The organism is Corallococcus sp. RDP092CA (assembly GCF_041903675.1).
In the GTDB taxonomy this organism is placed as follows: domain Bacteria; phylum Myxococcota; class Myxococcia; order Myxococcales; family Myxococcaceae; genus Corallococcus.
Window position 1 is genome coordinate 172,497 of sequence record NZ_JAYESI010000008.1, and the last position, 20,565, is coordinate 193,061.

The 20,565-nt window shown below is 70.5% G+C and carries 17 protein-coding genes and 1 tRNA gene; 5 read left to right on the forward strand and 13 right to left on the reverse strand.

Going from position 1 to position 20,565, the window contains the following annotated elements; all coding sequences use genetic code 11:
* Positions 1-238: 238 nt before the first annotated feature.
* The 3 genes from U8525_RS11995 to U8525_RS12005 all read right to left on the reverse strand — a co-directional run bounded on the left by U8525_RS11995 (position 239) and on the right by U8525_RS12005 (position 4,417).
* Positions 239-1,138, reverse strand: coding sequence for a LysR family transcriptional regulator (locus U8525_RS11995; protein ID WP_374265046.1), 900 nt, complete (start codon positions 1,136-1,138; stop codon positions 239-241).
* A 538-nt stretch (positions 1,139-1,676) separates the two neighbouring features.
* Positions 1,677-3,074, reverse strand: a complete 1,398-nt coding sequence (locus tag U8525_RS12000; protein WP_374264924.1) for a chloride channel protein — start codon at positions 3,072-3,074, stop codon at positions 1,677-1,679.
* 86 nt (positions 3,075-3,160) lie between these two features.
* Positions 3,161-4,417 carry a methyltransferase gene (locus U8525_RS12005; protein WP_374264926.1) on the reverse strand — a complete coding sequence of 419 codons (1,257 nt, stop codon included), beginning with the start codon at positions 4,415-4,417 and terminating at the stop codon, positions 3,161-3,163.
* A gap of 256 nt (positions 4,418-4,673) precedes the next feature.
* Here U8525_RS12005 and U8525_RS12010 point away from each other — a divergent pair, with 256 nt between their 5' ends.
* Positions 4,674-5,024: a nuclear transport factor 2 family protein gene (locus tag U8525_RS12010; protein WP_374264928.1), complete on the forward strand. Its 351-nt coding sequence runs from the start codon at positions 4,674-4,676 to the stop codon at positions 5,022-5,024.
* A gap of 115 nt (positions 5,025-5,139) precedes the next feature.
* Here U8525_RS12010 and U8525_RS12015 read toward each other — a convergent pair.
* From U8525_RS12015 to rpsU, 6 genes are all read right to left on the reverse strand, one after another.
* Positions 5,140-5,212, reverse strand: a tRNA-Ile gene (locus tag U8525_RS12015).
* A 74-nt stretch (positions 5,213-5,286) separates the two neighbouring features.
* Positions 5,287-5,616, reverse strand: coding sequence for an MGMT family protein (locus U8525_RS12020; protein WP_374264930.1), 330 nt, complete (start codon positions 5,614-5,616; stop codon positions 5,287-5,289).
* Positions 5,617-5,712: 96 nt separating this feature from the next.
* On the reverse strand, positions 5,713-7,833 hold the full coding sequence (gene rpoD / locus U8525_RS12025; protein ID WP_374264931.1) for an RNA polymerase sigma factor RpoD: 2,121 nt from the start codon (positions 7,831-7,833) through the stop codon (positions 5,713-5,715).
* A 90-nt stretch (positions 7,834-7,923) separates the two neighbouring features.
* A complete protein-coding gene (gene dnaG, locus U8525_RS12030; RefSeq protein WP_374264933.1) occupies positions 7,924-9,765 on the reverse strand; it encodes a DNA primase in 1,842 nt (613 codons plus the stop codon).
* Positions 9,766-10,104: 339 nt separating this feature from the next.
* Positions 10,105-10,563, reverse strand: coding sequence for a GatB/YqeY domain-containing protein (locus U8525_RS12035; protein WP_374264935.1), 459 nt, complete (start codon positions 10,561-10,563; stop codon positions 10,105-10,107).
* 103 nt (positions 10,564-10,666) lie between these two features.
* The gene (gene rpsU / locus U8525_RS12040; protein ID WP_014395136.1) at positions 10,667-10,861 is read right to left on the reverse strand and encodes a 30S ribosomal protein S21; all 195 of its coding nucleotides are present in this window, start codon (positions 10,859-10,861) and stop codon (positions 10,667-10,669) included.
* 136 nt (positions 10,862-10,997) lie between these two features.
* On the opposite strand from rpsU, the gene U8525_RS12045 reads away from it, so the two are divergent.
* On the forward strand, positions 10,998-12,590 hold the full coding sequence (locus U8525_RS12045) for a HEAT repeat domain-containing protein (RefSeq protein ID WP_374264938.1): 1,593 nt from the start codon (positions 10,998-11,000) through the stop codon (positions 12,588-12,590).
* 305 nt (positions 12,591-12,895) lie between these two features.
* Here the strand turns inward: U8525_RS12045 and U8525_RS12050 are convergent, their stop codons facing one another.
* Complete coding sequence (locus tag U8525_RS12050; RefSeq protein ID WP_374264940.1) at positions 12,896-13,807, reverse strand: diguanylate cyclase; 912 nt, start codon at positions 13,805-13,807, stop codon at positions 12,896-12,898.
* Positions 13,808-13,878: 71 nt separating this feature from the next.
* Positions 13,879-14,898: an asparaginase gene (locus U8525_RS12055; RefSeq protein WP_374264942.1), complete on the reverse strand. Its 1,020-nt coding sequence runs from the start codon at positions 14,896-14,898 to the stop codon at positions 13,879-13,881.
* Positions 14,899-15,043: 145 nt separating this feature from the next.
* On the opposite strand from U8525_RS12055, the gene U8525_RS12060 reads away from it, so the two are divergent.
* Genes U8525_RS12060 through truD form a run of 3 tightly spaced genes read left to right on the forward strand, consistent with a single transcriptional unit; the run spans position 15,044 to position 18,352 of the window.
* Positions 15,044-16,006, forward strand: coding sequence for a DsbA family protein (locus tag U8525_RS12060; protein WP_374264944.1), 963 nt, complete (start codon positions 15,044-15,046; stop codon positions 16,004-16,006).
* Positions 16,007-16,013: 7 nt separating this feature from the next.
* Entirely contained in the window at positions 16,014-17,333 is a 1,320-nt protein-coding gene (locus tag U8525_RS12065; RefSeq protein ID WP_374264946.1) for a DUF4388 domain-containing protein, read from the forward strand.
* Positions 17,330-18,352, forward strand: a complete 1,023-nt coding sequence (truD, locus tag U8525_RS12070; RefSeq protein ID WP_374264948.1) for a tRNA pseudouridine(13) synthase TruD — start codon at positions 17,330-17,332, stop codon at positions 18,350-18,352. The genes U8525_RS12065 and truD overlap by 4 nt, the downstream gene beginning before the upstream one ends.
* 343 nt (positions 18,353-18,695) lie before the next feature.
* Here truD and U8525_RS12075 read toward each other — a convergent pair whose 3' ends face one another.
* Positions 18,696-20,114, reverse strand: coding sequence for an OmpA family protein (locus U8525_RS12075; protein WP_374264950.1), 1,419 nt, complete (start codon positions 20,112-20,114; stop codon positions 18,696-18,698).
* Between the two features lie 17 nt (positions 20,115-20,131).
* Positions 20,132-20,452: a DUF4398 domain-containing protein gene (locus U8525_RS12080; protein WP_374265048.1), complete on the reverse strand. Its 321-nt coding sequence runs from the start codon at positions 20,450-20,452 to the stop codon at positions 20,132-20,134.
* Between the last annotated feature and the right edge of the window lie 113 nt (positions 20,453-20,565).

Below are 20,565 nucleotides of genomic sequence, written 5' to 3' on the forward strand. Positions count from 1 at the left end.
GGACGGAATGAAACGGACAGTGCGAGGGCGGGACCAAGGGCGCCGTCCCACGCCCCGGTGCGTCGCCACGCAGCGCGCGTCGTGACAGACAGGGCTCCTTCTCGGCCATCCAGAAGACGCTGAACGCGGTGCGTGAGCTTGGAGGCCGGCTGGCGGGAGGTGTCACGCCGTCCCACCAGCCTGTCGTCGCTGCCCGGTGACTCAAGCGGCTTCACCTGAAGACTCGGCTGCTCCGCGTCTACCGTCGCGAGGTGTGCACCGAATTCGTGATCTCGAGGAGTGAGGTGACGAGCGGGTCCTTGTCGTCCATGGCACGCCACGCGGAGCGGCCCTGGATGGTGACGTTCAGGTCCCGGACCCGCTTGAACACCGCTCCGGGCAGGAGCGTCGGTGCGGCACTCTCGGGAAACAAGCTGACGCCCTCGCCGCTCGCGACGAGCATGAGGATGACCTCGCCGCTCACCTCCTCGTGGACCCTCTCGAGCGTGTGGTGGTGCGCTCGGAACGCGGCGACGATGTCGTCGTGGAGGCGGGGCCCCTCCTTGCGCGGAGGCCAGAGGATGCGCTCGTGCTTCAGATCCGCGATCCGCAGCGTGCGTCGTGCGGCGAGTCGATGGCCCTTCGACATCACCACGCCGACGCGCTCGCGGAACAGCACCCTGAAGCGGACGAGCGGGGTGTCTTCCGGCGAGTGATAGCCGTAGCCCACCGAGATCTTGCCAGCGCGTAGCGCGGCGACCTGCTCCTCGCTCGGCAGCGGACGGAGACGCACCTCGACGCGCGGATGACGCGCGCGGAACCGCTGCACGATCTCCGGCAGCAGGAGGGTGTCAGCCAGGGCACCGTCGAAGCCGACCATCACCGTCCCGATACGGCCTTGCGCCGTCGCGCGGGCGTCCTCGGCCGCCTGCGCGGCGCGGGCCAGGGTGGCACGGGCGCCTTCGAGGAACGATTGGCCGGCGGGAGTCAGCTTCACGCCGCGCCCCGAGGACACGAAAAGGTCGACGCCAATCTCCTCCTCGAGCTGGGCGATCTGCCGGCTCAATGGTGATTGCGAGACGTGAAGCTGCTCGGCCGCCCTTCCGAAGTGCTCCGCTTCCGCGACAGCGACGAAGTACCGCAGGTGACGTAGCTCTATGAGTCAGACCTATAGGGTCTGAAACCCTTGCAATCAATGTCCTGGTCGTCTTGAACACCACGGTGCAGGCTGCTCGACATGAAGCGACACGAAGGAGCGCCTGCGGGCCAGCTCCTTGACGCCATCATCGAGGGTGTGGGGCCGCCCGCCTCGGTTGAGCCTCGCCAGACAACGGAGCGCGTCACACCCATGGCCGAGATCACCGACCCCATCCCCAGCTCCACGCGAGACGAGCGCTTGAGCTACACGACGCCTGCGACGCTCGCCCCGGATGCGCACCCGATGATGCAACGCCGCTCCGCCGGTGCGGTGCTCGTCGCCGGGGCGATGATCTTCTTCCTCACCGAGTTCATCGCTGCTGCCGCATGGACAGATCCCCCCTACAGCTACACCTATCACTACATCAGCGACCTGGGCGTTCGTGGTCCCCTCGTGGCGCTCGGGCAGCTCATGAACTCGCCACTCGCGTGGGTCATGAACACCGGCTTCTTCCTCTTCGGGAGGTGGTTGGCGCGCCGGCGCGCTGCCCGCCTTTTGCTCACGTTCCCGCGACGGGCTCCGCCGCCACCGCCCGCACACGGCGCTGCTCGTTGTAGACAGACAGCCGCAGTGTCAGCACGTAGGTGACGCAGCATGCGAGGACGGCGGGCGGCCCATAGGCGGAGCCGAACACCTCCAGCACCAGGGCAATGGCCGCCAGTGGAACGCCGACCACGGCCACCAGGGCGGAGGCGATGCCGACCACCACGAACACCGTCACGTCCGCCGGCCCCGTGCCCGTCATCGACGCGAGGAGCTGCGCCGTGGCTGCGCCCGACACGCCACCCAGCACCATGGATGGAATGAGCATGCCCGCCGAGCCACCCGACTGCACCGTGAAGCTGGTCGTGAGCAGCTTGCCACCCACGATGAGCAGCAGGTACCACCACAGCGACAGCGTCCCCGGTGTGCCCATGAGCAACTGCGCGATGGTGAACTCCCCCATGCCCAGCACGTGCCGGAAGTCCATGCCCACGCCGTAGCCGAGGCCCCCGGCCACCAGGACGGTGCACAGCGCGCCCATGGCGCCGCGCAGCACCGGGCTGGCGCGCTCCACCACCTTGCGCGTGTGCTTCATCGCAAGGCCGAACAGCAGCGCGATGGGCGCGGACACCGCTACGGCCACCAGCGCGGTGAGCCCGTACTCTCCCAGCGTGTATGTGTGCGCGTGCGGCGGCGCCACGAAGATGGGCTTGAAGCCGAGGAAGCGGTTGTTGAGCGCGTACGCGATGATTCCGGCCAGCAGGCAATACGCCAGCTTCCGGTAGACGATGCGGTTGCCATAGACGACCTCCAGCGCGAAGAGCGCGGCGGCGAAGGGCGCGTTGAGCAGCGTCCCGACCGCCGCGGCGATGCCCGCCAGCTGGCAGGTGCGCAGTGTGTGCTCGGAGCGGGCGCGAGTCAGGCGGGCCATGCCCGCGCCCAGCGACTCGCCGACCAGCACCACAGGTCCCTCCAGCCCACCCGACGCGCCGGTGCCCAGCGTCAGCAGCGTGGCCACCGCCTTGCGCCATGCGAGCCGGAGGGCGGGGCGTGAGTAGCGCGGGCGCGGGTCGTCCGCCGAGTCCTCGTAGGTGATGTGGTAGTTGTGGAGCGCGACATCCACCCCATCCGAGGCCACGTCGCTCCAGCCGGGCCTGCGGTTGAGGAGCCCTCTCAGCAGCCCGCCCAGCAGCAGCACGCCCGCGAGCACCAGCGGCGCCCACCAGCGGCTCCGCTCCGAGGCGAAGGCCAGCAGCGCGTCGCTGGTGGCATGGACGCCATGCCGCAGCGCCGAGCACACCCCCCAGATGAGCACGGTGCTCAGCACCACTCGGCCCACCGTGCGGAGCACCGTGTCCCAGGAGTCATGAAGGGCACGCTGTTCCTCATCCAGGGGTTCGCGACGACCAGCCATGGCGCGGGAGGTTATTTTGTTTGAAGACAAAGTAAATGGCGTCCTCTTGTTCCGAGCGGATGGGCCGCGGCCTCCCGGGGGAGCCGTCATCCGTGAGCAGGAGGCGGCGGACCTGCGACGGTCTCGCGCCTCTGGCTTCGCGACGCGATGAGCGCGAGGTTGCGCGGAGACAGGCGCGGGTCGAAGACCTGGAGGAGCTCGACCTGGAAGCCCAGTTCCTCCAGGAGGAGCGCGCGATCGAGCAGGAGCACGACCTCCAACGCCCTCGCGAAGCGGTCCCTCAGCAGATGGCAGAGCAAGAGGTCCCGTGTCTCGGCGCGAACGGACACCTCGAAGGCATCCAGCTCCGCGTCCGTCATGCCGGGATCAAGGTCGAGGCGCTCCAGGCGGTCGCGCGCGTAGACGGCGAAGCGTCCGGCATAGAGCGTCCGGGGCGCGTCTCCTGCCCTCACGAAGCCGCGCTCGGGAAAGCGCTGCCTCGACAGGAGCTCGAACGCGAAACGCCACGCGTACACCTGCTTCATCCGCGCGAACTCCGCCTCGGTCTTGTGAGACCGTCCCCGCGTCGTCAGCGCCAGGGCATGCGGGGTGAGGGGCAGGGGATGCGCGGCCCCGAAGCGGGAGACGGGAAAGTCCCGCGGGGCCTCCAGCTTGTCGTAGCAACAGCCGATGTTCAGGACGAAGCCCGCCCCCTGGCTCTTGCGGAGCTGCGTGAGGGCGAGCGGCCCGCAGGTGTGCAGGCCAATGGAGGCGCGGTCCCGGCCGGAGAAGAGCGGATCGATCCGCGGTTGGAGCCCGTCCTCGACGGAGGCCTGGATGAAACACAGGGTGCCCCTGCCCGAGGCTTGGTTTTTCGTCAGCCAGCGTTGGCCCTTGTCCTGAAGCGCGGCGTCGCGGTCGATGCTGTGGAAGGTCCACCCGAACGTCCGTGCACAGAGGCGGGCGAGGTGCCCCATGCCGCCGCCGATATCGACCGCTTGGTGGATGAAGCGCGTCCTCGGCGCGAGCAGGGCGAGCACCCGCTCGAGCTCGTGGGTCTTCTTGGCGCTGAGCCCCTGTGTCTCCGCGACCGTCAGCGCGTGAAGGCCCTCGTGCCAGGGCAGCGCCGTCAGCTCCTGGAGCGCGCCGAGGAGCGCGCCCAGGGACGGAGGCGGGGCGCCCACGAGCACCCCCTGGTCCAGCCGCCGTTCGCCCGCCTCATCGAGCGACCGGGCATAGGCCAGCCAGTCCTCGGGATAGGCGGCGCCGGACCCGGGCCAGCCCTGGAGGATGGAGCGGGACCAGAGTGGAGACCAGGGCCGGAGCTGGTGCGTGAGCGCCGCGAGTCGCGCCTGGAAGTCCATGTCCGCGCATCCTACGCGCCGCCAATGCCGAGGGGGGCGAAGGGGCGGCGGCGCAGGTCCGCGTCCAGCTTCTCTCCGGACGCGCGCTCCGCCACGCCCGCGAGCAGGTTGCCCCCCGCTCGCGGAGCGAGAGAGGTCCCAGGCGCCTCCCCGCCGGCCGAGGCGCGTACAAACCTGACACTGGGTTGTCCATGGCGGGAGGCATGGTCACGTCCATCCTCGACGGGCTCCTCCGTCGAGCACCTGGAGGCCAGCGATGAGACGTCCCGTGGAGGTGGTGCAGGCGTACTTCGATGCATGGAGCGCGAAGGATGAGTCGATGGCGCGAGACACGCTCGCGCCCGACGTGAGCTTCGTCGGCGCGCTCGGCAAGGCGGAGGGCGCGGAGGCCTGCGTGAAGGGGCTCGTCAACGGCATGTGGAAGGTGTCGCCCCAGGTGACCGTGCTTCACCGCTTCGTGGACGGAGACGACGTGCTGACCTGGTTCGAGATCCATCCCTCCGGGCACGAGCCCGTGCCGGTGGCGAACTGGAGCCATGTCGAGAACGGGCGCATCACCCGCATCCGCGTCACCTTCGATCCGCGCCCATTGCTGGAGAGGCGCTGAGCGCGCGCTTCCCCGCGACTGTCGCCGGAACAGCGCCAGCGGGTGCCACGCGAGCTGGACCAGGCCGCGCCGCGGGAACAAGGAGCGCGGAGGCGGCGGACGGAGGTGAGGGGAGTGGGCCCTCCTGGATTCGAACCAGGGACCAATCGGTTATGAGCCGACAGCTCTAACCGCTGAGCTAAGGGCCCTCATCACTCACGAATGCCAGACGCGGACGGACTATCTCTCCGCCCGCGCGCGCCTGGCAAGCACCGCCCGCGCGTCAGGCCTTGCCGTCCTTCAGCGCCACTCGGAACACCTGGCCCTTCTCCGTCACGGTGACGCCCTCCGCGCGCAGCCGCTTCGCCTGCTCGTGCGCCACCGGGGGCGCCAGCGTGCCGTCCGAGCGGATGACCCGCCACCAGGGCACCTGCGTGGCCTGTCCCGGCAGGTGCTTCAGCTCGCGCCCCACGCCCCGCGCCGCGCCGGGCCTCCCCGCGTAGATGGCCACCTGCGCGTAGGAGCGCACCTCGCCCCGGGGAATGGAGCGCACCTGCTTCATCACGTTGTCGGAGAAGGGCAGGGGCTTTCCAGCGGGCTTCTTCGCGGCCACGGCGCACCTCACGCGGGATGGACAAGACGACGAAGGCCCCCGGTCCACTCAAGGAACGGAGGCCTTCAGGCTCCACGGTCAGCCTACTTCAGCGGCTCAGCTCTCCACGAAGGAGCGCAGGCGCTTGGAGCGGCTGGGGTGGCGCAGCTTGCGCAGCGCCTTGGCCTCGATCTGACGGATGCGCTCGCGCGTCACCTCGAAGTCCTGGCCCACCTCTTCCAGCGTGTGGTCGCTCTTCTCGCCGATGCCGAAGCGCATGCGCAGGACCTTCTCCTCGCGCGGCGTGAGCGTGGCCAGCACCTTCCGGGTCTGCTCGGCCAGGTTCATGTTGATGACCGCGTCCGCGGGCGACACGAGGCTCTTGTCCTCGATGAAGTCGCCCAGGTGGCTGTCCTCTTCCTCGCCGATGGGCGTCTCCAGGGAGATGGGCTCCTTGGCGATCTTCAGGACCTTGCGCACCTTGTCGAGCGGCAGCTCCATCTTCTCCGCGATCTCCTCCGGCGTCGGCTCGCGGCCAATCTCCTGCACGAGGTAGCGGCTCGTGCGGATGAGCTTGTTGATGGTCTCGATCATGTGCACCGGGATGCGGATGGTGCGGGCCTGGTCCGCGATGGCGCGGGTGATGGCCTGGCGGATCCACCAGGTGGCGTACGTCGAGAACTTGTAGCCGCGCTTGTACTCGAACTTGTCCACCGCCTTCATCAGGCCGATGTTGCCCTCCTGGATGAGGTCCAGGAACTGCAGGCCGCGGTTCGTGTACTTCTTCGCGATGGACACCACGAGGCGCAGGTTCGCCTCCACCAGCTCGCTCTTGGCGCGCTCGGCGCGCTTCTCGCCCAGGCGGATGGCGTCGTAGTTGCGGCGGAGCTGGTCCACCGGGAGGTTGGCCTCCTCCTCCACGCGCTTGATCTTCCGCACCGCCGTGCGCACGTCGCGGTCCAGGACCTCCAGCTGCTCCGGCGTGAAGTTGAGCTGCTTCTGGAGCTTCTTGGCGATGTTCGGGTTCTCGCGCGACTCCTTGAGCTGCGGGCGCAGGTCCTTCATCACCACGCCGTAGCGGCGCTCCAGGTCCCCGAGCTCCTCCTCGGCCTTCTCCACGCGCTCGATGAGGCCCTTGAGGTTCAGGACGATGCGGTCCACCTGCTTCTTGTTCAGCCGCATCTCCTCCAGGACCTCCATCATCTTGGTCCGGAGGTCCTTCACCTCCTGCTTCAGCTCCTTCTTGCGGACCTCCGTCAGCTTCTTCTTGCCGGAGAGCTCCTCCTCCAGCACCTCGCAGTCCTTGGCGAACTTGCGGAAGCGTTCAATCTGCTTGGAGATCTGCTCGATCTTGTTGAGCTCGCTCTGCGCCAGCTGCGCGGGGGCCTCGCCCTCGGCCGCCTCCTCGCTGGGCTCCTCGGCGTTCTCCGACTGGGCCTCTTCCGGCGCGTCCTTGATGACGTCGCGCACGCGCAGCTTGCCCGTCTTCAGGCGGTTGCTGATGTCCAGGATGTCCGCCACCGCGACGCGGCAGGCCAGCAGCGCGCGCAGGACCTCCTTCTCACCCTCTTCGATGCGCTTGGCGATCTCCACCTCGCCCTCGCGGGTGAGGAGGCTGACGCTGCCCATCTTGCGCAGGTAGAGGCGAACGGGATCGTTGGACTTGCCGCCCGGCTCGTCGTCCTCGTCCTTCTCGTCCTCGTCCTGGTCTTCCTTCTCTTCCTCGACGGCGACGGTGGGCTTGATCTCGTTGGACTGCGCGGCCTTCTGCGCGTCCACGATCTCGATGTCGTTGTCGCCGAACATGCTCATCACGTCGTCGATCTGATCGGACGACACGATGTCGGCGGGGAGGGCGTCGTTCACCTCGTCATAGGTGAGGAAGCCCTTCTCGCGGCCCGCGGCCAGCAGGTCCTTGACTTCCTTGCGCTCGGCGACGGGATCCTCCTCCACGTCGTCTTCCACCGCGTCGGGGTCCACCTGAACGGCGGCGGCGGCTTCCTCCGCGGCCTCCTCGGGGTCCACGTCGTCCGCGATGGCGGCCACGCCCTTCTTCTTCTTGATCTTCTCGGTCGCCTCGGCGGGAGCTTCCTTCGCCGCCAGCACCTTCTCCTCAGGCTCCGCTGCCTTCGTGACCTTCGCCGCAGGGCTGTCCGGGGCCTTCTTCTTGCGGATCACCGGGTCCACCTTCTTCTTGGTGGGCTTCACGGATGCCTTGGGGGGCTTCTGCGTCGGCATTCGGGTACTTCTCCTTAAGAAAATCAGGTGCTTTGGCCTGGGCGAGCCGGCCGATCTACCGCAAAGTCGAGCTTTCTTACAAACGCGAACTCAAACCGGTTGCATTGGTCCCTTTGTTCCCGTTGCCGAGGAAGCAGGGGTCAGCTCATCCAGGACGCGCTTGCGGAGCGCCAGCAGCTCCTTGCGTTCGGAGAGGAGCAGTCGCGTCTCCTCTGTCAAATCAAAAGCCCCCTGCGTCTGTTCCGTCGCTCGCTTTATATAAACGAGCCGCTCGTCAATGCGCTTCTTCATGATGTCGCGGCACGCGAGGATGAACTCCGTCTCCAGCTCCATTCCCCCGGGGGAGAGCCGGCGGCCAGCCTCCAGCAGCGTCCGCTTGACGACTTCCGAGGCCTCGAAGAGCGCCTCCTCCAGCCCCCGCCCGGACGTGGCCTGCGCCAGCACCATCCGCAGGCCCATGTGGGACAGCTCATCACACACGCGGAAGGTGTCGCGGGCGAGCAGCCGGGAATCCCGAAGGATCGCGGCCACATAGAGGGCCTCCGCCTCCGGGGGAGGGCGCTCCGCCTGGGGCTTGGGCACGGGGCGCGGCACGGCCTGGGCGGGGACGGCGTTGGGGTACGCCGCGGTGGCGGCGGGCTTGGGCGTGGGGGGCGGCTTGTACTGGAGCGACGACTCGATCTGCGCCGGCATCCAGCCGAAGTGCGCCGCCAGCGCGCTGATGAGCGCCGAGCGCGTCAGGCCCGGCGGCACCTGCGAGGTGACGGGCTTGAGCCGCTCCAGCGCGGCCATCTTCTCCTCGAAGCTCGCCTGCTTGCCCGTGGGGAGCAGGGTGGCGAAGAGGTAGGCGGTGAGGGGCTGGGCGCCCTCCAGGAGGCGCTCCACGCCCTCCTGGCCCTCGCGGCGGGCGAACACGTCCGGGTCATCTCCCTGCGGCAGGAGCGCCACCCGGGTGGGGGCTCCCGCGGCGAGCAGGGGCCCGGCCAGCCGCTCCACGGCGGCCAGGCCGGCGGAGTCACCGTCCAGGAGCAGCACCAGGTCGCGGGCCTCCGCGCGCTTGAGCACCTGGAGGTGGCCGGCGGTGAGGTTGGTGGAGCACAGGGCCACCGCGTGGCGCACGCCCACCTGGTGCAGGCCGATGCAGTCGAAGTACCCCTCCACCAGCACCGCCGTCTTGCGCTTGTGGATGTCGTCGCGCGCCTGGTCCATGCCGAAGAGCGTCTCGCTCTTGTTGTAGAGCCGGGACTCGCGCGAGTTGAGGTACTTGGGGCCGTCCTCCGCCGCGACCAGCCGGCCGCCGAAGGCGATGGGCCGCCCCTCCGGCGCGCGGATGGGCACCATCAGGCGGCTGCGGAAGAAGTCGATGCAGCCATCCCCGCTGTTGCGCCGGGTGATGAGCCCCGCCTTCAGGCCCCACTCCAGCATCCCGTTCTTCTGGAAGCGGTCCGCCAGCAGGCTCCACTGCGCGGGCGCCCACCCCAGGCCGAAGCCCTGGGCCACCTCCTCCGAAACGCCCCGGCTGGCCAGGTAGGCGCGGGCGGCGCGGCCTTCGTCTTCATGCCAGAGCTGGGCGCGGAAGTGCTCCGCGGCGAAGTCCGTGGCCTCCTTGACCTGCTGGCGCTCCTTGAGGCCGGGGTCCTGCGCGGCCTCCAGGTCGATGCCCACCTCCTGGGCCAGGTCCCGCACCGCGTCCTGGAACGTCTTGCCCAGGTAGCGCTGGACGAAGGACACGGCGTCGCCGCTCGCCCGGCAGCCGTGGCAGAAATAGAAGCGCTTCTCCGGCACCACGTAGAAGGATGGGGTCTTCTCCTGGTGGAAGGGGCAGCGGCCCTTGAACTCGCGGCCGGCCTTCTTCAGCTCCACGTGGCGGGACACCAGCGACACGATGTCCACGCGGTCGAGGACCTCCTGGATCTTGTGCTCCGGAATCACGACGCCCCTCCATCCTTCCGCGTGCGCGCGGCCTTCCGCCCGCCATCCTGCCGGCCCGGTCTGACGCGCCCGGCGCGGCCGCTCTCCGGGTCGTCCTCCCAGGCGGGGAGGGCGGGCGGACGCGGGCGGGGCGCGGAAACAGACGGGGACTGGGACACGGCGCGCGCTCCTTCAGGCTGCCCGCTTGCCTCCCGGGGTGGGGGACGGGCGGAAGAGGCCCTCGTGGATCAGCGCTTAATGGGCAGCGGGCGAGGGATCAAAAAATCCGCTTCGAGCCCGGGGTGGGGAGGGCACCTGGGACACGCTCCCGGCGCCCCTTCCCCTGGAACCACAGGTGGATCAGGCCAGCTTGGCCAACTGGGCCTTCACTTCCTCGGAGATGGCCTTGCCCTCGGCCTTGCCCTGGAGCTTGGGGTTCACGTTCTTCATGACCGCGCCCATGTCCTTGGGGCCCTTGGCGCCGACCTCGGCGATGGCGGCCTGGACGGCGGCGGTGAGCTCCTCCGGGGTGAGCTGCTTGGGCAGGTAGCGCTGCAGGACGGAGATCTCCTGCTCCTCCTTCTCCGCCAGCTCCGGGCGGCCGCCGGCCTTGAACTGCTCGACGGAGTCGCGGCGCTGCTTGATGAGGGTGGCGATGACCTGCTGGATGCCCGCGTCGTCCAGCTCGCTCGCGCCCGGCTCGACCTCCTTGTACTTCACGGCGCTCTTGAGCATGCGCACCACGCTCAGGGTCAGCTCGTCCTTGGCCTTCATCGCCTCCTTCAGGTCGGCGCTCAGGCGATCTTTCAGGGTGGTCATGTCGGGACTCCTCACGGGCGGGGAAAAGGGTCGCCGCGCCAGCGGATGGGACGGCGGGAGCCAGGGCACCTGACGGGGCCCCGGCTCCTCACTGCGGGCCTGCCTAGTACGACTTGCGGGCCTTCTTCACAGCGCGCTTCTTGGCGGCGAGGGCCTTCTTCTTCCGCTTCACGGAAGGCTTCTCGTAGTGCTCGCGCTTGCGGATCTCGGAGAGGATTCCGGCCTTCTCGGTGGCCTTCTTGAAGCGCTTGAGGGCGCTCTCGATGGACTCACCTTCCTTCACTCGAATACCGGGCATGCAGTCACCTCCTTCCGCCTAGCTGGATGCAGTCTGAAAACTTCAGAGGGTCGGGGGGTATGGCGCAGCGGGCCGGAAAAGGCAAGGAGACCCGCACGGAAAGGATGGGCCCTTTGTGCGCTAGAGTCCGCGGCGCGTGTGTCGCCTCTTTCTCCTGGTGCTCCTGCTGGCGGCCAGCCCCTCCCGGGCCGGCACGGTCGCTTCCGAGTGCTGGGCCTCCTGTCGCCGCCATGTCGCGGACCCGTCGCTGCGCGCGCGCACCTGTGGCGCCTGTGTCACCGGGGGCCGGGTGGACAGCTGGGTGGCCCCCCTGGGGACGGGGGGGCTGGAGGCCCAGCAGGCGCTGGAGTCCGCGCTCAAGGACCCCAGCTGGCGGGTGCGCTGGGCCGCGGTCCGGGCGGGTGCGCGGAGCCGGGGGCTCACGGAGCGGCGGGCCCTGGCGGATTGGATCATGGACACCCCGCCGGACGCGGACCTGGGGGCCTGTCTCACCGCCGTCCGGGCCGCCGCGGACGCCGGCCGCTCCACCGCGGACTTCCTGAGGGATGCCGGTGCCCGGGGCCCCGCGGCCGCCGCCCGGGTGTGGGCGAGGCGGGACGACGTCCGCCAGGCGCTGTCGCTGGAGATGTACTCGCAGGAGCCGTCCGCGCGGCTCCCGGCGCTCCTGCACCTGGCCACCTTCCAGGGGCGGTCCGCGACGCGCGTGGTGCTGGACGCGGTGGCGTCGAGGCCCGTCGCGGGCGACGCGGTGATGGCGGGGCTCCTCTCCGCCGTCGCCGAGCGGCAGCGCGCGTCCGTGGGCCGGCTGCTCCTCAATGAGGCGAAGCCCCCGGACGAGGCGGTCATCAACCGGCTCTTCGCCGTGTACTCGCGCGAGCTGGATGCCCTGCGGCCGGACCTGTCGGCCGGCGACGTGCAGCGTCGGCGCACGGCGGTGGCCACCCTGCGCCGCTACGGCCCGCTGGCGAAGCGGGAGCTGGAGGGGGCGCTGGGGGACGCCGACGGACGGGTGCGCGAGCTGGCGGCGCGGGGCCTGTCGGAGTCCGCCGGGAAGCCCCTGCGGGACGTGGCGCTCCAGGGCGTGAAGGACGCGGAGTCCTCGGAGGCCGCCCGGCCGTGGCTGGGCGCCATGGCCCATGAGAAGGGGTGCTTCGCCTTCCTGCGGGACGTGGCGGAGGGGCGCCATGCCCGGACGCCGGAGGTCCAGGGGGAGGCGGTGGCCTTCCTGGGGGACTGCTCGGAAGGTCCGCCTCCCACGAAGCGGCTGGCGCCCTTCCTCGCGTCGAACGTGGTGCCGGTGCGCGCGGGCGCGGTGCGGGCGTTGGGAGCGCTGCCCCGGAACGTCGACGCGATGGTGCTGGCGGAGCAGGCGCTGGAGGACGGCGCGCCGGAGGTGGTGGTGGCCGCGCTGGACGTGCTGGCCGCCTACCGGCAGCCCTCGCGAGGGGACGAGGCCGCGGGCCTGCTGGCGTCGGAGCACCCGGTGGTGCGCGCGGCCGCGGCGCGGGCGCTGGAGTTCGTGGGTCGCTCCGCGCACGTGCGCGTCCTGGCCGAGCGCCTGCGCGGGGACCCGGTGGCGGACGTGCGCATCGCGGCGGCGCGGACGCTGAGCACGCTGGGCGGACCTCACGCGGTGGCGGCGCTGAGCGAGGCCGCCGCGCACGACGCGGACACGCATGTGAAGCACGTGTCGGAGGAGGGCCTGCGGCGGCTGGGCTTTGGCCGCTGAGCGCTGGCGCATGAGCTCATGCGGCGTCGGTAGTCTTGAGGGTTCGGGCTTCGGCCGCTGAGCGCTGGTGCACGTGGCATCGAGCCCTATGGATGCAGGCTTCGGCCGCTGAGCGCTGGCGCACAGGCGCACGCGGCGTCGGGAGCCATCGAGGAGTCAGTCTCCCAATGTTGAGCGCTGGCGCGCGAACGCACGCGTCGCGAGCGGCCCTTGCGCGTTCAGGCTTCGGCTGCTGGTGGCCTGCCGGCCGGCGGGGCGCGGAAGGGCCGGAGAAGAGACCGCTCCCCATGGCCCCTGTCCGGTGCTTACGGGCCGCTGATGGCCTTGGCGTCCACGCGGTTCCGGCCCGCGTGCTTGGCCCGGTAGAGGTACTTGTCCGCGGCGGAGATGAGGTCCTCCGGCTGGGAGAAGTCCGAGTCCAGGAGCGTCGCCACGCCCAGGCTGATCGTCACCTTGATGGGCGTGCCGCTGAAGATGAAGTCCGCGCGGTCCACCGCCACACGGCAGCGCTCCGCGCACGCCAGGGCCGCGTCCTCCGCGGACTCGCGCAGCATCAGCGCGAACTCCTCGCCGCCGTAGCGCGCGAGCAGGTCCTCGGTGCGCACCGTGTCGCTCACCCGCTGCGCGATGCGCGTCAGCACGAAGTCCCCGGCCGGGTGGCCGTACACGTCGTTGATGCGCTTGAAGTGGTCCACGTCGAAGAGCACCAGCGACAGCGGCACGCGGTGGCGCAGGCAGTACGCGAACTCCTTGCGCACCGTCTCCATGAAGTACTTCTTGTTGTAGACGCGGGTGAGGCCGTCGCGCGTGGCGGACTCGTAGATGCTGCGCTGGTACTGCTCCTCCAGCGCGTCCTGGATGCTGAACTTCAGCACCGTGTTGGAGCCGATCTGGATCTTGTCGCCGTCGTACAGCGGCGCCGCGCTCACCTTCAGGCCGTTGAGGTACGTGCCGTTGGTGCTGCCCAGGTCCACCAGTTGGAAGCGGCCGTCGCCAATGGCCACCACCTTCGCGTGCTTGCGGGAGATGCCGTCGTCCTCCACCTGGAACTGGGCCTCCGAGCTGCGGCCCAGCACCACCTCCGAGCGGTCCAGCTTGAACATCCGCCCGATGCCTGCGGCGGACTTGGCGCTGATGACGATCAGATAGGCGCTCTGCTGCTGGGCGCTGCCCAGCAGGTCCGAAATGGAATGGACGGAAGTTTTCTCCTCGGACATCGCGCCTCCCATCTTACGGGCCGCCTTTTCACGGCGGCAAGCACACCCACGCTCCTTTCACGCACCCGGTGTCAGGCGACCCGCCCCACCCGCGTGGGCCGGCGCCTTTGTTTCGCGGGTGGAGGAACTGTCGGCCGCCCGACGGACAGCTCGCCGGCCACGGGCGTCCGGAGGAAGCGCGCGAGGGCCTCGCCTCCCCGGGGGTGCTCTGCCAGCCCCTGCATCAGCTTCACCAGCGCCGCCGACGGGGTCATGTCCGCGCCGCCCACGGCCCCCTCCGCCAGGGCCCTGGCCCCGGACTCATAGAGCGTGAGGTCCACCCCGTTGCGGTAGGACTGGCTCACCACCAGCACCGGGACGCCCCGCTCCCGCGCCTGGACGAAGAGGGGCAGGAGCGACCGGCCCAGCTCCGGCGCGATGGGCACGTTGCCCGCCCCGTAGGCCTCCACCACCAGCCCCTTCACGTGCGGCAGCAGTTGCAGGGGCAGGGCGGGGTCCAGCCCCGGGTACACCTTCAGGAGGAAGACGCGCGGATCCAGCTTCTCGTGGAGCCGGAAGGGGCCCCGGGAGGGGAGGCCCTTCTCGAAGGTGGCGTCCACGCCCAGCGTGCCCAGCACCGGGAAGTTGGGGCTCTCGAAGGCGTCGTACTCGGCCACCTTCACCTTGCGCGTGCGGTTGCCCCGGTACAGGTGCGAGTCGAAGCAGATGGTCACCTCGCGAGGCCCCTGGAGCGCGGAGAGCACCGCGTCGATGAGGTTCAGCCGGGCGTCCGAGCGGATCTCCCCCAGCGGCCGCTGCGAGCCCGTCAGCACCACCGGGCAGGGCGGATTGCGCAGCATGAATGACAGCGCACTCGCGGTGAAGGCGAGCGTGTCCGTTCCGTGGGTCACCACCGCCCCGTCGAACTCCGGGAGCCGGCGGTGGAGGTGGGCGGCCATCCGGCTCCAGAGCTCCGGCTGCATCTCCGAGCTGTCCAGGTTGGAGAACAGCTCGAGCTCGATGTCGGCCAGCTGGAACAGCTCCGGGGCTCGCTTGCGGAGCGTTTGGAAGAAGGCCGCGGGACGCAGGGCGGAAGGCCGGCCACCGGCCATTCCGAGCGTGCCTCCCGTGTGAAGCAGCAGGACTCTGGGCATGGGCGAGGGGCCGTCTGCCAAAGGCTGCCTTGCTTTACAAGCCCGGCGCGCGTGGCTAAACCCCGGGGCCGTGCTCCTCCCTCGATGGAAGCGTGTTGCTCCCGTGCTGGCCGCGGCGACCCTGATGGGCGCTGGCTGCACCAAGAGCGCGGAAGTCCCCGCCGCCACCGCCAAGGCGCCGGCGCCGGCCGCCGCCCCGGCCCCCGTTGCCGCCCCGGCCGCGAGCCCCGCCGCCGCGGAAGCGCCGTCGTCGGATCCGGCGCAGGCGCTGACGGGCATCCCCGGCATGGACTTCTCCGCGCTGCCGCCCGCGGCCAAGCGCGAGCTGGCGACGGTGTTCAGCGACGAGTTCTGCTACTGCGGCTGCCCCCACTCGCTGGGGGCGTGCCTCAAGCAGCACACGCCCTGCAAGCACGCGAAGCGGATGGCGCGGCTGTCCGCGCGGCTGGTGGCCGAAGGCGGGCCCGCGAGCGAGGTCATCGTCACGCTGTCCAAGTACTACGCGTCCTTCCGCGAGCCGCGCGTGCAGCTCAAGGTGGATCCGCGCATGTGCCAGGGGGACGCCAACGCGCCCGTGACGGTGGCGGAGTTCTCCGACTTCGAGTGCCCCTACTGCGGCAAGGCCCGGCCCATCCTGGAGGCCTTCGCGAAGAAGCACTCCAGCGAGGTGCGCTTCTGCTACCTGCCGTTCCCGCTCTCCATGCACGCCAACGCCATCCCCGCCGCGCAGGCGGTGCTGTGGGCGCGCGACCAGGGCAAGTTCTGGCAGATGCACGACGCCCTCTTCGGCCAGCAGGAGAACCTCAAGCCGGAGGCGCTGCCCGCGCTGGCGAGGTCGGTGGGCCTGGACGGGGACAAGCTGGCCGCGGTGTTGAAGACGGATCAGTACAAGGACGAGATTGACGGCTTCCACGCGCAGGGGCGCATGGCTGCCATCAACAGCACTCCGTCCGTGTTCTTCAATGGACGTGCCTACGAGCTGGGCTTCCAGGAGGGGCAGCTCGAGCACAGCATGGAGGACGAGGTGGAGTGGCGCGCGAACAACAACGCGTGGGCCGCCGACTGACGCTTCGATGACCCAACGCTTCCGCATCGATGGCGCCGCGCAGCTGGTCCCCGAGGACCGGACCGGCATCCCCGCGCTCGCGGGACGCTCGGGGACGTACGCGCTGATGCCCACCGCGCCCGACCTGCTGGTGTTCTCCCGCATGCCGCCGGAGGGGGGCTCCATCCCCACGCCGCGCGTGGTGCTGTCGGGGGACGCGGGCGGCTTCCCGCTGTCGGACCTCATCGCGTTCCTCAGCCAGTCGCGCTGGAGCGGCGTCATCCGCGTGCACACGCCGGGCGGTGAGCGCTCGCTCACGCTGCGCGAGGGCGAGGTGCGCGGCGCCACCTCCGAGGAGCCCGCGGACCGGCTGGGCGAGGTGCTGGTGCGGCTGGGCTACGCGGACCGGGCGCAGGTGGAGGCGGTGCTGCGCGAGCAGTCCGCGGCGAAGCTGGGCCGGGCGCTGGTGGAGAAGGGCGTGCTCCAGGCGCACGACCTCTTCAAGTGCGTCACCCACCAGGTGAGCGAGATCTTCCACGCCATCGTGCTGTGCCGCGAGGGCGCGTTCTTCCTCATCGATCAGCCGCTGGACGACAAGCCGGGCCACTCCCTCCAGCTGTCCACGCAGAGCCTGCTGATGGACAGCATCCGGAAGATCGATGAGATGGCGCACTTCCGGAAGCGCATCCCCCACGGCCGCCTGTACGTGGCGCGCAAGCGTCCGTCCGACGGCAAGCTGGAGGAGGACGAGGACCGCGTGCTGGGCATGCTGGACGGGCGGCGCACGGTGCTGGAGCTGGGGCACGCGGCGCGGCTGTCCGAGTTCGACATCACCAAGGTCGTCTTCCGCCTGCTGGAGGGCGGCTTCGCGGGGCTGATGGACAAGCCGGCGGGGGCTCCCAGCTCGGCCGCGGCGCAGGAGAAGGTGGCCACGCCGCGCGCGCGTCCGGCGGCGCGCGCGACGCCTCCGGTGGATGCCCGGCCGGTGGCGCGCGTCTTCAACTTCATCTTCCGGGAGATCCGCGACGAGGTGGCCCGCTCCGGCATGGACCGCGAGTTCATCGCGGCGGCCAACGCGGCGCTGTCCAACCAGGCGCTGTCGTCGTCGCCGGTGCTGGAGGGGCTGGCGTTCGCGGCGGACGGGAGCCTGCCGGAGGGCCGGTTGATGGAGGCCTTCGACAAGCACCGCGCCCAGCTGGGCAGCGAGCCGCTGGCCTCTTTCCGTCAGGCGCTGAGCGACGTGATGTTCTTCCTGCTCTTCCAGGCGGGGGAGCTGTTGGAGTCGCGCGCGGATGAGGACCTGGCCCGCAGGGTGAAGGAACTCCTGGCCACGCTCGAGGCGCCGTGACGGACACCGGCTTCCCGAGGTTGACCGCGGGCGTGCCCGGGTGCGGCGGCGCGTTCAAGCTCACGCCCGAGGACTTCGAGGTGGAGGAGCTGCCCGCGTACCTGCCGTCCGGCGAGGGCACGCACCTGTACCTCTGGGTGGAGAAGCGCGGCCGGGACACGCGCGAGGTGGTGCGCGCGCTGGCGTCCGCGCTGGGCGTGCGCGAGGACGACATCGGCGCCGCGGGGATGAAGGACCGGCAGGCGGTGACGCGGCAGTGGCTGTCCGTGCCCGCGAACGCGGAAGCGCGCCTGCCGGAGTTCGCGCTCGACGGCGTCCGCGTGCTGGAGGCGAAGCGCCATGGCAACAAGCTGCGCACCGGCCACCTGCGGGGGAACCGCTTCCGGCTGCGGCTGCGCGGCGTGAAGGACCTGGGCGCGGCGCGCGAGTCCTTCGCCCGGCTGTCCGCGCAGGGCGTGCCCAACTACTTCGGAGAGCAGCGCTTCGGGCGGGCCGGCGACAACGCGGACCTGGGGCGGATGCTCATCCTGGGGCAGCGGCTGCCGAAGCGGCCGGACCGCTTCCAGCGCAAGCTGTACCTGTCCGCCTTCCAGTCGCGCCTCTTCAACCAGGCGCTGGCCGCGCGGCTCACCGCGGGCACCTTCGCCACGGCGCTGTGGGGCGACGTGCTGCGCAAGGAGGAGACGGGCGGCCTCTTCGTGTGCGAGGCGCCGGACGTGGACGGCCCGCGCGTCGCCGCGTTCGAGGTGAGCCCGGCGGGCCCGATGTTCGGCCCGAAGATGACCGCCGCGAAGGGCGAGGTGGCGGAGGCCGAGGCCCGGCTGCTCGCGGAGGCGGGCGTCGCGCTGAGCGACTTCCAGCGCGGCGGCGACGAGACGGAGGGCACGCGCCGCCCGTACCGCGTGCGGCTGGGCGCGGCGGAGCTCACGGCGGACGGCGAGGACGCGCTGCTCACCTTCGAGCTGCCGCGCGGCGCCTACGCCACCGAAGTGCTGCACGAACTGCTCAAGGACGGCTGAGGCCGCCGGCGTGCGCGGGCGCGGCGCCCGGGCGATGCCCCGCGCTGGATCGCGCGTTCGCGCTGCGGCCCCGCGGAAGGGCGCGAGGGCTGCTGCGCCCTGGCGCTGTCTCGTGCCTTGGAAACGACCGCGCCGTCCTGGGCGCGAGGGCTGCTGCGCCCTGGCGCTGTCTCGTGTCCTGGAAACGACTGCCTCTCCCAGGGCGCGAGGGCTGCTGCGCCCTGGTGCTGTCCCCTGCCCTGGAAACGACCGCGCCTCCCTGGGCGTGAGGCCCGGGGAGGCGCGAAGGGGCGCTGCTCGTCCCGCCTCCGTCCGTGAGACGGAAGCGGGGTGGGCCGTCACGTCACTGCCGGACGACGTTGAACTCCGTGCGGCGGTTGAGCGCGCGGCCCGCCTTCGTGTTGTTGGGGGCCACGGGCTTCGCCTCTCCGAAGCCCACGGCCTCCATGCGCCCCGGATCGATGCCGCGCTTGAGCAGCTGCGCCATCACCGCGTCCGCGCGCTTCTGCGACAGCTTCAGGTTCGTCGCGTCGTTGCCCAGCGAGTCGGTGTGGCCCTCGATGCGCATCTTGCGGATCCACGGCGCGTCCTTCAGCGCCTGCGCCACCTCGTCCAGGATGCTGGTGCTCTGCTTGCCGATGATCTTCGCGGAGCCGGTGCCGAAGAGGATCTGCTTCTTGATCTCGATGCGGTCCCTCTTGACGATGACCATCTTGTACTGCTTGGCGCAGCCGCGCTCCTCCTTCACGCCCGGGTCGTCCGGGCACGCGTCCAGGCGGTCCACCACGCCGTCGCCGTCGCGGTCCGGATCCGGGCAGCCGCCGTTCTCCTGCGGACCGGTCTCATTCGGGCACTTGTCCTGCGCGTCCGGCACGCCGTCGCTGTCGTTGTCCAGGTCCGGGCAGCCGTCCTCGTCCTGGAAGCCGTCCTTGTCCTCCGGCTCGTCCGGGCACTTGTCCTTGTCGTCGTTGATGCCGTCCCCGTCCTTGTCCACGATGGGGCAGCCCAGGTTCTGCAGCGGGCCGGGCTCGTTGGGGCACTTGTCCGTGCCGTCCACGATGCCGTCCATGTCGTTGTCCAGGTCGGGGCAGCCGTCCTCGTCCTCGAAGCCGTCCTTGTCCTCCGGCTGGTCCGGGCACTTGTCCACGTTGTCCAGCACGCCGTCGCCGTCGCGGTCCTTGGGGGCCTCCGGCGGGCAGCCGTCGTTCTCCGCCACGCCGGCGATGAGCGGGCACTTGTCCTGCGCGTCCAGCACGCCGTCGTTGTCGTTGTCCGGGTCCGGGCAGCCGTCCTGGTCCTGGAAGCCGTCCACGTCCTCGGCCTGCTCGGGGCAGGGGTCGTCCTTGTCCAGGACGCCGTCGCCGTCGCTGTCCGTCTCCTCGATGCTGACCACCACCTGCTGCTGGGGCTGGGCGGGCTGCTCCGGCTGGGCCTGCGGCGCCTCCGGGCGGTCGCGCACCAGCACCTGGCGCGGGCCGCAGTTCTTGGACAGCTCCAGCGCGCGCTTGATGGCCGTGTCGGCGGTCCTCACGTGCTGGGCGGCGCGCGTGCTGTTGCCCTGGCTGAGCTCGCCGCGGGCGAAGTCGAGGTTGGCCTCCGCGGTGGCCAGCTCCGCGGGCGCGCAGCGCAGGGCGCCGCCGCGGCGGGCGCGCTCCACGTCGGCGGTGAGCACCTCCGTGTCAGCGCGGATCTTGTTGCCGCTGACGCAGGCGAGGGAGGTGAGGAGCAGGGTGAAAAGCGCGGACTGGGTCAGACGCTTCATCGGGGAGCGCTCGGGCGTCACGGGTTCTGGGGGCGGCCCTGGGAGTCGCCGCCGTTGTTGGCCGCGGACATGGCCTTCTCACGCGCCTCGTTGGCGAAGCGCGAGGCCTTCACCGCGAAGTCCACGCCGGCCTGGTAGTCCGAATAGCCGACCTCCTCCCGCGCCTTCTGCAGGTAGAGGTTGGCGGCCGTCCACTCGTAGGGGGCTTCCTTCTCCGCTCCGGCGGTGCGCGCGGCCTGGATCTGCACCTCGGCGTCGAGGATGTTGGACGTGGACTTCACGGGGCCACATGCGGTCAGCACGCCCGCGAACGCCAACAGGAGCGACTGCTTCGTCATCACGGGGGCCTCGGTCGACAGAGCGGAGGGATAGGCCGTCGGTCGTATCAATCGCCTCCGGGGGGGTCAAGAATCGGGCGGTTGGCGTGGAGCAGGGGGCCGGGCGGGAGGGT